We start from the raw sequence: 12,187 nt of genomic DNA on the forward strand, positions 1-12,187 counted from the left end.
GGTCGAAGCCCCCGCCCGGTAGCCGCGGTCAGCCTTTGACCGAGCCGAGCATCACGCCCGAGATGAAGTGCCGCTGCACGAACGGGTAGATGCACAGGATCGGCAGGATCGCCAGAATCACCGCCACGGCCTGGATGTTGGCCGAGATGGCCGCCGAGGTGGTCCCAGCGGCGGACGCGCTCTCCGCGGTGGTGGTGGACGCGCCGGCGATGAGGTTGCGCAGGAACAGCGACAGCGGGAAGAGGTCGTTCTGGTCGAGGTCGAGGAACGAGCTCCCGCGGGAGGTTCTCGAAGGACGACTTCATCACCAGCAGGTTGAACACCGACAGTGCGCCGGGCAGCACCACCGCCCACGGCGTGTCTTTCACCCGGGTGTCAGACCTCCGCCTCCTCCGGCTCCGGTTGCACGTACCCCCGGGCGACGAAGAACCGCTCGAGCAGGTAGCACCACCACAGGAGGATCAGGCCGGGTGCCACGAACACCGCGGGCATGAAGTTCCACACGGCGACGCCTCCGACGACCAGGGCGATCCCGAGCAGGAACGTCAGGCTGGGCGTCGTCAACCCCAAGGTGAACCCGTTGCGCACCTGGCGCCAGGTGGGGTTGGTGAAGCGGGCTGCGAGGGGGAGGCACCAGAAGACCAGGAGCACGAGGAAAAGTCCGGCGACGACGAGCGGTACCACGACCTCGGCGAGCCCGAGAGTGGGCAGGTAGGAGAGGGAGAGGATGCCGGCGGCCGCGACGGGGACGGCCAGCAGGCCGATGAGGGTCGCCTGCCTCCAGCTCTGCCGCCAGGCCTTCGTGGCGACGGCCCAGAGGCCCGCGTCCTTGCCCAGGACGTACCGGCGGCAGACCTCGTAGGCAACCACCGTTCCCGCTCCCGCCGTCACGACCAGGGCGAGGCTCGCGAGCCAGAACAGGTTGATCACGATGACGGAACCGAGCGATTCCAGGATGCGCCAGAGTCGCGAGTCGGGATTGAAACGAAAGATGATCGGGGCCTCTCAGTGCGCGGAGATCCGGGTCCGGACGACGATCGGCCCCCCGCAGCAGCGGGGGGCCGACACGTCAGCCCTTCACGGAGCCGATCATGAGACCGGACACGAAGTGCTTCTGCAGGAACGGGTAGACGAACAGGATCGGGACGGCCGCCACCATGGTGATCGCCGACCGGAGGGCGATCGGCGTGGTGCCCTGCGCGCCGGCCGCCGCGGCGGCAGCGCCGCCCGACTGGCCGGCGCCGTTCATTCCCTGGGTCATCGAGCTCGACAGCAGCTTCTGCAGCTCATACTGCAGGGTGGACAACCACTGTTCGTTCGAGTTGTAGAGCAGGGTGTCCAGCCAGGAGTTCCAGCTGCCCACGGCCACGAAGAGGCCGATCACGGCCAGCGTGGGCTTGCACAGCGGCATGACGATCTGCCACCACGTGCGGAACTCGCCTGCGCCGTCGATCCGTGCTGACTCGATGATTTCGTCGGGGATCGACTTCATGTACGTGCGCAGGAGGATCAGGTTGAACGCGCTGATGATCGTCGGCACCCAGTAGGCGTTGAAGTTGTTCAGCAACCCCAGGTCCTTGATGAGCAGGTAGTTGGGGATCAGCCCGGCGTCGAAGTACATCGTCGCCACGAAGATCAGGGTGATCGAGCGGCGGAAGATGAACTCGTTGCGGCTGAGCGCGTAGGCGAGCATCGAGGTGAAGAACAGGTTCGTCGCCACGACCACGACCGTCTTCAGGACGCTCATGAAGAAGGCCTGGTAGAGCGTGCTCATGTTGAACACGACGCCGTAGTTCTGCAGTGAGAACACGCGAGGCCAGATGCCGATCCCCCCGCGGATAGCGTCTTGGCCGTTGTTGAACGAGATGGCGAGGGTGTTTAGCAGCGGGTAGACCATGAGCGCCGCGAGGAGAACCAGGAAGGTCGTGTTGAGCGTCGTGAAGACGATCCGTTCGACTGTCCACTTGTTACGGGGCGACCGGGCGCGTGATGTGCGGAGCGACAGAGACTCCGAGGCGATGGTCGCCGACTCCGAGGCAATGGTTGCCATGAGGTCCTCCTAGACCAGGGTCTCTTGGTTGAGGCGCTTGGCCGCTGCGTTCGCCGAGCCCACCAGGATGATGGCGACGATGGTCTTGAAGATGCCCGCGACGACGGCAACGCTGTAGTTGCCCAGCTGGTAGCCGTAGTGCAGCACGAAGACGTCGATGGTCTGGGCCCGCTGGGACACCAGGCCGTTGCCGAGGAAGTACGGCAGCTCGAAGTTCGTGGACAGGATCCAGCCGCTGTTGATGATGAGCAGCACGACGATCGTGGGGCGGATGCTCGGGAGCGTGATGCTGAACATCTTGCGGTAGCGGCCGGCGCCGTCGACCTCGGCGGCCTCATACAGAGTCGGGTCGATGGCGGTGATCGCGGTCAGGTACAGGATCGTGTTCCAGCCCAGCTCCTTCCACAGGTTCGTCCCGGCGACGATCTGCCAGAAGTAGTTCGGCTGGGTCAGGAACATCACCGGGTGGGTGATGAGGTGCAGGTTCAGCAGCGCCTGGTTGATGAAGCCCCCGGAGCTGGGCAGCGACAGGGCCACCGAGGCCAGGCTCGCGACGATCACCCAGCTGAGGAAGTGCGGCATGTAGGTGATGTTCTGCAGCACGCGCTTGAACGGCAGGTTCCTGACCTCGTTGAGCAGCAGCGCCAGGACGATGGCCCCGATGGTGCCGACGATCAGGGAGAGCAGCGACTGCCCCAGCGTGTTGATGACGACATTGCGGAAGTGCTGGCCATTGATGCCGGTGAACAGGTTGCGGAAGTTGTCGAGGCCTACCCACTGCTGGTTCCAGATGCTGCCGCGTCCGGGCCGGTAGTGCTGGAAGGCGATCACCCACCCGTATGCCGGGACGTACTTGAACAGGATTTGGTAGAGCAGCAGCGGGACTGCCATCGCGATCAAGGCTCGCTGCGCCCAGACCCTGTCCCAGGTGATCTCGCGCTTGGGGCCCTTCGTTGTGTTCTTCCGGGCCTTGCGCTTCGTGGCACGCGAACCGGTCGCGAGCGGAAGGGCCGTCTCCGGCCCGGTAGCGGCCACAAGAGTGCCGACCGTGGCGTCAGTCATCTGTCCAACCTCGTCGTCGGGAGCAGTGGGTGGTGATCACGAACATGTCGTGGTGGGGGGCTCGCGCCCCCCACCACGAGTGCTCGCGAACTGTTACCAGTTCTTCAGACGGTCCTGGATGCCCTTGTTGATGACGTCCTCGTAGCTCTTGACGTCGATCTGGCCGAAGATGTCGGTGTAAGCCTTCCAGTTCTTGTCGAAGTCGGACGTCTTGCCCGCGATGATCTTGGGCAGGTTCTGCACGGCGGCGTCGGTCATCTGCTGGTTGGCCTGGGTGGCCGCGTCATCGAGCGTGATGTTCCACGCCGGGTAGTACTTGGGGTTCTCCGGAGCCTTGTTGACGAAGTCCATCCAGGTCTTCGTGCCGTACTTCTGCATGAAGGCCTTGTCGTACGCGGACAGCGTCGCGTAGAACTCGGTGGGCTGGTCGTCCGGGCTGAAGGCGTTGCCGTCGGAGAACTGGCCGTTGTGCTTGGGGAGCTGGTCCATGAGCGCCATGAGCTTGTTCTTGGACTGCCAGGTGAGGTCCTTGGACTGGGTGCGCTGCTGGTCCGTGCGCGTGAACTTGCCGTCGGCGCCGACCTGGTAGTCCTGGCCCTCGATGCCCCAGGAGAGCACCTTCTGCCACGGCTCGGAGAGCATGATGTCGAGGAACTTGAGCGCCTTCTCCTTCTGCTTGCTCGTGGAGGAGACACCGAAGCCCTGGTTGATGTTCATCACGGCACGGTCGGCGTAGTACGGCGTGGCACCGGGGTAGACCGGCATGAGCGGCACGTAGGTGTACTGGTCCTTGCCGGCGCTCTGCAGCGACGAGGTGGCGTTACCGAACTGCCAGCCCTGGTCCTGCATGCCGAGGACGGTGCCGCTGGCCAGCTTCGCCGAGAACTGGTCGTTCGTCAGGGTGAAGGTCTCGGGGTCGACGAGGCCCTTGTTGTACTCGGTGTTGAGGGCCTGGTACCAGTTCTTCGCGACGTCCTTGTTAGCGTAGATCGACGCGTGGTTGTCCTTGTCGACGATGACGCCACCGTTGTTCGGGGAGCCGGCCAGCAACGCCGGCGGGTTGGTCAGGATCCACTCCGCTCCAACAGGCGCGGGTGCCTCGAAGCCGACCGTCGGGGCGCCGTCGGTCGTCGGGTGCTTCGCCTTGTAGTCGGAGATCAGCTGGAAGTACTTGTCGATCGTCATGTTGCTCAGGTCCGGGTAGCCGGCGTCCGCGAGCACGCGCTTCTGGATCCAGAACGCGGGGCCGTAGTACGAGCCGCCCGTGACGTCACCGTAGAACCGGTTGAAGGCCGGGAGGATGTACAGGCCCTTGTCGATCGCGTCGCCCGAGTAGTTCATCTGCTTGATGTACGGCTTGACGTAGTCCTCGACGTTCGGGTACTTGCCCGTCTTGAGCATGCTGTCGAGACGCGTGAACGCGCCGCCCTCGATGAACCGGTGCTTGAGGTCGCCGGTGCCCATCAGGTCGGGGTAGTCGCCGCCGGCGAGCATGACGCCGATCTTCTGGTCGGCGTTGTCCCCGGTGACGAGCTCGTAGTTCAGGGTGACGCCGAGCTTGTCCTTGAGGAGCTTGGTCAGCTTGTTGTCGGCAGCCGGCACCTGGTGCGACGACTCGATGTACACCGACAGCGTGGTGGGGTTGCTGGGGGTCAGCGTGCCCGACTTGTCCGCGAGGTCACCCTCGGGGATGACGACCGGCTTCGAAGGGGCCGCCTCCTCGGGAGCGCCGTGAGAGCTGCATCCGACGAGTCCCACTGAGACTGCTGCAGCCAGGACCAGAGTTGACAACTTCTTGCTTGGGGTACGCACCAGATTCTCTCTCCGTTGAGGGAAAACGATTTCCCTGCCGGGAGTCGTGGCACGGACGTAGTGTCTGGAAGCAATCCAGAACACTCCATGCACTGTGGGCGCGAGATCGGTCTCGCGCCCACATCCCGACAGGATTGTAGCGATAAAATAGAGAGGTTTCCGCGAGTCGTCAAGCCCCCGCGCAAGCGCTGAGACGACGCCGTCCCGCACCGGGAGGAGCACCATGCGCCACACCCTGGAGAACGACGCCCCCGCCGCACGGTTCGCCGACTGCTACCTGCTCGGGAACGGCGCTCTGGGCGCCGCCGTTCACGGCCGCGTCGGAGCCGAGCGGTTTGATCTCAACTTCGACACCCTCTGGTCGGGCGGCCTCGCGGCCCGCGTCCCCCGACGCGACCCCGGAGGCGTGACCGCGCTGCGCGCGGCCGGGGCCGCGGGCCCCGGGCACTGCAGTCGTCGACGTGGGTGCAGGCGTTCCAGCCGCTCGGCTGATCGAGGGGGAGTACGACCCGGAGCGGCGGAGCGACGGCCTCCCCTCGGGGATAGGCGGCGCCTCGACCTGCGCTCGGGGCTAGCGTCCAGCAGTCACGGTGCGGGCGTGGAGCTCAAGACCTAAGTGTCGGCCGTCGACGGCGTGCTGGTCGCCCGCGCCACCGGCGCGCCGAGCGTCGCGCCGACCCTGGGGAGCCCACATCCCGTGCGCGCGACGACGACGCAAGAGGCTGACGTCACCGGACGGCGGACGGTCTCGCTGCGCGCCGGCGAGACCGTCGTCGTGGTCGGGGCGTAGCGCCGGGGGACCGCCGGCGGGTCATCGCCCGCGCCCGAAGATCGCCCTCTCGGCGCCGTCGCGGGGACCTTGCCGTCGGACGTTTTATCGATATATTGGACCCGCTCCCGCGTCGTCGCGGGTCCCGCGTCCGGGTGAGCGAACACGCCCTTGGCGGGCACAATGTCGTGGAAGGGAGGGTGTTGATGGTGAGGATGGCGGACGTCGCCCGCGAGGCAGGCGTCTCGGTCATGACGGTGTCGAACGTCCTCAACGAGCGTCTCCCGGTCGGCGGGCCGACGCGCGCCCGCGTCATGGCGGCCGTCGAGGCGCTCGGCTACGAGGTCAACCTGACGGCACGCCACCTGCGGGCCGGACGGACGGACACCGTCGCTTTCATCGCCCCGTCGTTCCACGACTACTTCGGCGAGGTCTCCGACAAGCTCGCGCTGCTGATCGAGGCGGAAGGACGCCACCTCGTCCTCGAGCGCACGAGTGCCAGCCCGGAGCAGGAGATGGAGGCGCTGAGCGTCGCGCGCCTCCACCTGTACGACGGCGTGCTGCTGTCCGTGGCCGGCCTCGACATCGACCGGCTGGAGCGGGTTCGCACCTCGAAGCCCATCGTCCTGCTCGGCGAGCGCGACGCGCCCGAGCGGTTCAACCACGTCCGGCTCGCGAACGAGGAGGGCGCCCGGCTCGCCACGGCGCACATGATCGAGGGCGGCTCCAGGCGCATCCTGGCGCTGGGCTGCACGTTCGACCCCGGGCACACGATGTCGTCGGACCGCCGGCTCGGGTGGGAGCGCGCCTGTCTCGATGCCGGCCTGGGCGTGGACCCGCGGTACGTGGTGCCGATCTCCGAGTACAGCTCGGCCGCGGCGCGCGACGCGATGCTCGACGTCATCGACTCGGGTCTGCCCTTCGACGGGGTCTTCGCGGTCACCGACATCATCGCGCTGGGAGCCATCTCGGCGATGGCGGACCGCGGGCTGCGCATCCCCGCGGACGTCCAGATCGCGGGCTTCGACAACCTCGACATGGTGCGGTTCGTCCCGCCCGGTCTCACCTCGATCGACGCCAACCACGAGGGTCTCGCCGAGAAGGCCGTCGGGCTGCTGCACCGGCAGATGTCGGGCTGGACCGGTCCGGCCGAGCACGCCGTCGTGCCCGTCCGGCTCGTCGTGCGTGGCTCCACCCGCGGCGGCGCGTAGCCCCGGCTCATCGATGCGCGCCCCCGCCGCGCGACCCCGCACCCCACCGGTCAGAGGAGACCACACCGTGAGCAGTCCTGTGCCCGCGCCCGCCCAGCGCGCCCTCCCCGCGTCGCCGATCGCCGAGACGCGGCACCGCCCGCTGCCCGTCCCCGCCGTCCGTCTGGTCGGCGGCCCGCTCGGGGCCTGGCAGGAACGCAACGGCACCGCCACCATCCCGCACTGCATCAAGCAGCTCGAGGCCTCGGGGGTGCTCGACAACTTCCGGCGCGTCGTGGGCGAGTCGACGGCGGAGCATCGCGGCTTCGTGTTCGCGGACTCCGACCTGTACAAGGTGATCGAGGCCGTCGCCTGGGAGATCGCTCGCAGCGGCACGCACACGTTCGACGCGTGGCTCGACGACGTCGTCGCGCTCGTCGCCCGCGTGCAGGAGCCCTCGGGCTACGTGCACACCTGGATCCAGGGGGTCGCTCCGGAGAAGAAGTTCGCCGAGCTCGAGTGGACGCACGAGATGTACGTCGCCGGGCACCTGGTCCAGGCCGCGATCGCCTTGGCCCGCGCCACGGGACGCACGGACCTGCTGGACGTGGCACGCCGGTTCGCCGACCTCCTCGACGAGCGGTTCGGCCCCGAGGGAGTCGACGGCATCTGCGGTCACCCCGAGATCGAGTCTGCCCTTGTGGAGCTGTTCCGCACGACGGGAGAGCGCAGGTACCTCGACCTCGCCTCCCGGATGGTCGACCTGCGCGGCCACGGCCTGCTGACCGTCGGCTCGCTCGGCGCGCACTACTTCCAGGACCACCGGCCCGTGCGCGAGTCGACGGCCGCCGTCGGGCACGCCGTCCGCCAGCTCTACCTCAACGCCGGGGTGACCGACGTCTTCGTCGAGACGGGCGACGCCTCGCTGCGGCGGGCGATGGACGCGCAGTGGAGCAGCGCGCACGACCGCAAGATGTACCTCTCCGGTGCCTTCGGGTCACGGCACCGCGACGAGGCGTTCGGCGACGACTACGAGCTCCCGTCCGACCGCGCGTACGCGGAGACGTGCGCCACGATCGCCGACCTCCTGTGGACGTGGCGGATGCTCCTGGCCGACGGCGCCGGCGGCGCCGCCCGGTACGCCGCGACAATCGAGCGCGAGGTGCACAACGCGCTGGCCGCGGCGGTCGACGCGAGCGGCACGCGGTTCTTCTACGCCAACCCGCTCCAGCTGCGCCATGACCACCACTCGGAGGAGAACGCGCCCCGCGAGCGCGCCTCCTGGTACCCGTGCGCCTGCTGCCCTCCGAACATCGCACGCACCGTCGCCCAGCTGAGTGCCTATGTCGCGACGGTCACCGACGGTGCCCTCTGGCTCCACCAGCTCGCCGCCGCCGAGATCGACCTCCCGGCCGAGCTCGGCGCGGGCACGGTGCGGGTCGTCACGGCGTACCCGGCGGACGGCCGCGTGGAGATCCACGTCGACGCCGAGGTCGTCTCGTCCGGCGCCGCGCTGCGTGTGCGCATCCCGGAGTGGTCGTCGCGCAGCAGCGTGCTCGGCCCGGACGGCAGCCACGAGCGTGAGGACGACGGCTACGCCCGGGTCCCGCTGACGCCCGGTGCCACCTACGTCCTGGAGCTCGACCTGACGCCGCGCCTCACGACCGCCCATCATCGCGTCGACGCGTTGCGAGGGGCTGCAGCCGTGGAGCGCGGACCGATCGTCTACTGCGTCGAGCACGCCGACCTGGCGCACGAGATCGACGTCGACGACATCGCCCTGGTGCCCGACGCGCCGATCACGGTGCGCGAAGGCGGCACGCTCGCCGTGCGGTGCCGGGTGATCCGGGCCGCGGACCAGCTCTACGGCGCAGACCCTTCCGCGGAGGTCGGCGACGAGCACGCCGTGATCGCGATCCCGTTCTCCACCTGGGGCAACCGGGCGCCCGGACCGATGCGGGTCTGGCTCCCGGTCTCCCCTCGCTGAGCCCACCGACGACAGAACCTTCCGACCGAATAGGAACGCCATGACGACCAGCACGACCGCGGTGATCGACCTCGACCTGCCCGGCCCGACCATCTCGCGGCACGTGTACGGCCACTTCGCCGAGCACCTGGGCCGCTGCATCTACGGCGGCTTCTGGGTGGGGGAGGACTCGGAGATCGCGAACGTGCGCGGGATCCGCGCCGACGTCGTCGAGGCCCTGCGGGCGATCGCGATCCCGAACCTGCGCTGGCCGGGCGGCTGCTTCGCCGACGACTACCACTGGCGCGACGGTATCGGCCCGCGGGACCAGCGGCCGCGGATGGTCAACTCCCACTGGGGCGACGTCGTCGAGGACAACGCGTTCGGGACGCACGAGTTCATGGACCTGTGCGAGCTGCTCGGCGCGGACCCCTACGTCTCGGGCAACGTCGGGTCGGGCTCCGTGGCGGAGATGTCGGACTGGGTCGAGTACCTGACCCGCGCGGACGACTCGCCGATGGCGGCGCTGCGCCGGGCGAACGGCCGGGAGGAGCCCTGGCGCGTGCCGTTCTGGGGGCTCGGGAACGAGGCGTGGGGCTGCGGCGGCCACATGCGGGTCGAGCAGTTCGCGGCGCTGGCCCGCCAGTACGCGACCTACTCGCGCGACCAGGGCGGCAACGAGCTGTACCGGATCGCGGCCGGGGCCAACGAGTCGGACCTGCACTGGACCGAGACGCTGATGCGCTCGTTCGACGACCTGGCCGCGGACGCGACCACCCCGGCGCGCCCGTTCCAGGCGGTGTCGCTGCACTACTACACGATGTCGGGCACGTGGGGCGACAAGGGCGCCGCGACCGGCTTCAGCACCGCCGAGTGGTACACCACCATGGGGCGTGCCCGCCGGATGGAGGAGCTGCTCGCCCGCCACTCGACGGTGATGGACCGCTACGACCCGCACCGCAAGGTCGGCCTGGTCGTGGACGAGTGGGGCACGTGGTGGAACGTGGAGCCGGGCACCAACCCGGGCTTCTTGTACCAGCAGAACACTCTGCGTGACGCCCTGGTCGCCGCGATCCACTTCGACTCTTTCCACCGGCACGCCGAGCGGGTCGTGATGGCGAACATCGCCCAGACGGTCAACGTGCTGCAGGCGATGATCCTCACCGACCCCGACTCGGGCGCCCTCGTCCTGACCCCGACCTACCACGTGTTCGCGATGAACGCGGGCCACCAGGACGCCGCCGCGCTGGCGGTGCACCTGCGCGACGTCGAGGCCCGCACGGTCGACGGGGCGCAGCTCCCGCTGGTGTCGGCGTCCGCGTCGGTCAAGGACGGGGCCGCGCTGGTGTCGCTGTCAAACCTCGACGTCGAGACGGACCGCACCGTGGTGCTGGACCTGCGCGGCCGCGACGTCGTCGGGCACAGCGCGCGCGTGCTGACGGCGCCCGCCCTCGACGCGCACAACACCCCGGACCGGCTCGACGCCGTCGCGCCGGCCGCGCACGCGGGCGTCCGCGAGCACCCGCGCGGGCTCGAGGTCGACCTGCCCGCGCACTCCTACGTCACCGTGTCCCTCGACCTGCGTTGATGGAGCGTCACGGCGAGGGCGGCTCCGCGCGAGGAGTCATGGTGGTGCCCACCTTCACGAACCCGGTCGTCTTCTCCGACGTGCCTGACCCGGACGTCATCTACGACGGCGTGCAGTACTACATGGTCAGCACGACCATGTACTTCGCTCCGAACGTGCCGATCATGCGCTCGACCGACCTTGTCCACTGGTCGATCGTCGGCTACACCGGCGCCATCCTCGACGACACGGACGCGCTCGCGCTGCGCAACGGCAAGAGCGCCTACGGGCAGGGCAGCTGGGCCGCAAGCATCAAGCACCACGACGGCACCTACTACATCTCCGTCGGAAGCCTCACGACGGAGAAGACCTACCTCTACTCGACACCCAGCATCGAGAACGGGCCGTGGACGAGGTCGGTTCTCGACGGATACGCCCACGACCAGTCCCTTCTGTTCGACGGCGACGACACCTACCTCGTCTACGGCGGCGGCGCGATCGACCTGCGCAAGCTCAAGCGCAACGACGACGGGACCTTCGCGTGGGACGGCGCGGCGACCAGGCTCGTGGACGACGCGAACGTCGATCAGACGAGCGGCCTGAATGCCGAAGGCTCGCACGCCTACAAGATCGGCGAGTACTACTTCGTCTTCATGATCGAGTGGCCGACGAACGAGATCCGCAAGGAGGTCCTGTGGCGGTCGACGTCTCTGACACCACAGTCGCAGGGCGGAACCTGGGAGGGCCGGGTCGTGCTCAGCCAGGCGGTGACGGTCGCGGGCCGCAAGGGTGACGGCGCAGCCCAGGGGGGCGTCGTCCAGGCGGCCGACGGGCAGTGGTACGCGATGCTGTTCCAAGACGAGGGACCACTCGGGCGTTCGCCGCAACTGGCCTGCGTGACGTGGGGCGATGACGGGTGGCCGACGTACGCGCTCGACCGAACGATGCCGGTCCCGTGCACGACGGCGTCGTCGGACCCGACAGACATCGTCACGTCCGACGAGTTCGACAACCGGGCCGCTCCGGCCGGCTACTGGAACACGGCCGACGCCGGCGCCCTTGCCGCGTCCGACGAGAACGCCTGGAACGGGTCGAGCCTGGGGCTGCAGTGGCAGTGGAACCACAACCCGGACAACCGACTCTGGTCACTCAGCGACCGGCCCAGCCACCTGAGGCTGACCACGGGCAGCACCGCCTCAGGCATCCTCGACGCCCGGAACACCCTCACCCAGCGCACCTACGGGCCCACCTGCTCCGGTGCCATCTCGCTCGACGTCTCCCACATGAAGGACGGCGACGTCGCCGGCCTCTCCACGTACCAGCAGAAGTACGGGTATGTCGCCGTCGAGGCGGAGAACGGCACGAAGCGTCTCGTGATGCGCCGGGCCGACAGGAAGGGGAACGTCGCCTTCACCAGCGCAACGGTGCCGCTGACGGTCGAGACGATCTACCTGCGTGCGGACGCAGACTTCAGGGATCTCGCTGACAGCGCCTCGTTCGCGTACTCGCTCGACGGTGCCGCGTGGACGGCGATCGGCGACGATCTGGCGATGGAGTACAACCTCGACCACTTCACCGGCTACCGGTTCGCCATCTTCTACTACGCCGCTACCGAAACTGGTGGGTACGTGGACGTCGACTGGTTTCGTGTCCGTGACGACATCGGCGGGATGAGGCCATGAGAACACGGTGTACGTCGACGGCGGTGGTGTCGTGTTGACGTGCGACCTTGACGGGGTCAGCACCCGTCGCCAGGGGGCGGCGACGGTCG

Annotated in this window: 10 protein-coding genes and 1 pseudogene; 6 read left to right on the forward strand and 5 right to left on the reverse strand. The window is 68.3% G+C overall.

All coding sequences use genetic code 11. The features are described from left to right. Window positions 1-28: 28 nt before the first annotated feature. From ACO4JP_RS01410 to ACO4JP_RS01430, 5 genes and pseudogenes are all read right to left on the reverse strand, one after another. Window positions 29-368: pseudogene (locus ACO4JP_RS01410) on the reverse strand (carbohydrate ABC transporter permease); the annotation flags it as partial. Window positions 369-375: 7 nt separating this feature from the next. Continuing rightward, window positions 376-930: a YesL family protein gene (locus tag ACO4JP_RS01415; RefSeq protein ID WP_425955615.1), complete on the reverse strand. Its 555-nt coding sequence runs from the start codon at window positions 928-930 to the stop codon at window positions 376-378. Between the two features lie 139 nt (window positions 931-1,069). Continuing rightward, the gene (locus tag ACO4JP_RS01420) at window positions 1,070-2,050 is read right to left on the reverse strand and encodes a carbohydrate ABC transporter permease (protein WP_425955616.1); all 981 of its coding nucleotides are present in this window, start codon (window positions 2,048-2,050) and stop codon (window positions 1,070-1,072) included. 9 nt (window positions 2,051-2,059) lie between these two features. Beyond that, on the reverse strand, window positions 2,060-3,112 hold the full coding sequence (locus tag ACO4JP_RS01425; protein ID WP_425955617.1) for an ABC transporter permease: 1,053 nt from the start codon (window positions 3,110-3,112) through the stop codon (window positions 2,060-2,062). A gap of 93 nt (window positions 3,113-3,205) precedes the next feature. After that, on the reverse strand, window positions 3,206-4,870 hold the full coding sequence (locus ACO4JP_RS01430) for an ABC transporter substrate-binding protein (protein ID WP_425955618.1): 1,665 nt from the start codon (window positions 4,868-4,870) through the stop codon (window positions 3,206-3,208). 277 nt (window positions 4,871-5,147) lie between these two features. On the opposite strand from ACO4JP_RS01430, the gene ACO4JP_RS01435 reads away from it, so the two are divergent. The 6 genes from ACO4JP_RS01435 (at window position 5,148) to ACO4JP_RS01460 (ending at window position 12,098) form a co-directional block, all read left to right on the forward strand. Beyond that, on the forward strand, window positions 5,148-5,540 hold the full coding sequence (locus tag ACO4JP_RS01435; RefSeq protein WP_425955619.1) for a glycoside hydrolase N-terminal domain-containing protein: 393 nt from the start codon (window positions 5,148-5,150) through the stop codon (window positions 5,538-5,540). After that, complete coding sequence (locus ACO4JP_RS01440; RefSeq protein ID WP_425955620.1) at window positions 5,541-5,714, forward strand: hypothetical protein; 174 nt, start codon at window positions 5,541-5,543, stop codon at window positions 5,712-5,714. A gap of 185 nt (window positions 5,715-5,899) precedes the next feature. Beyond that, window positions 5,900-6,904: a LacI family DNA-binding transcriptional regulator gene (locus tag ACO4JP_RS01445; protein ID WP_425955621.1), complete on the forward strand. Its 1,005-nt coding sequence runs from the start codon at window positions 5,900-5,902 to the stop codon at window positions 6,902-6,904. 67 nt (window positions 6,905-6,971) lie between these two features. Continuing rightward, window positions 6,972-8,870 (forward strand): glycoside hydrolase family 127 protein, encoded by a 1,899-nt coding sequence (locus tag ACO4JP_RS01450; RefSeq protein WP_425955622.1) that lies wholly within the window; start codon window positions 6,972-6,974, stop codon window positions 8,868-8,870. Window positions 8,871-8,910: 40 nt separating this feature from the next. Then, window positions 8,911-10,437, forward strand: coding sequence for an alpha-N-arabinofuranosidase (locus ACO4JP_RS01455; RefSeq protein WP_425955623.1), 1,527 nt, complete (start codon window positions 8,911-8,913; stop codon window positions 10,435-10,437). Between the two features lie 44 nt (window positions 10,438-10,481). Further along, window positions 10,482-12,098: a glycoside hydrolase family 43 protein gene (locus tag ACO4JP_RS01460; RefSeq protein WP_425955624.1), complete on the forward strand. Its 1,617-nt coding sequence runs from the start codon at window positions 10,482-10,484 to the stop codon at window positions 12,096-12,098. Window positions 12,099-12,187 lie beyond the last annotated feature (89 nt).

The sequence above is a fragment of the Xylanimonas sp. McL0601 genome, assembly GCF_049852175.1.
Lineage (GTDB): Bacteria > Actinomycetota > Actinomycetes > Actinomycetales > Cellulomonadaceae > Xylanimonas.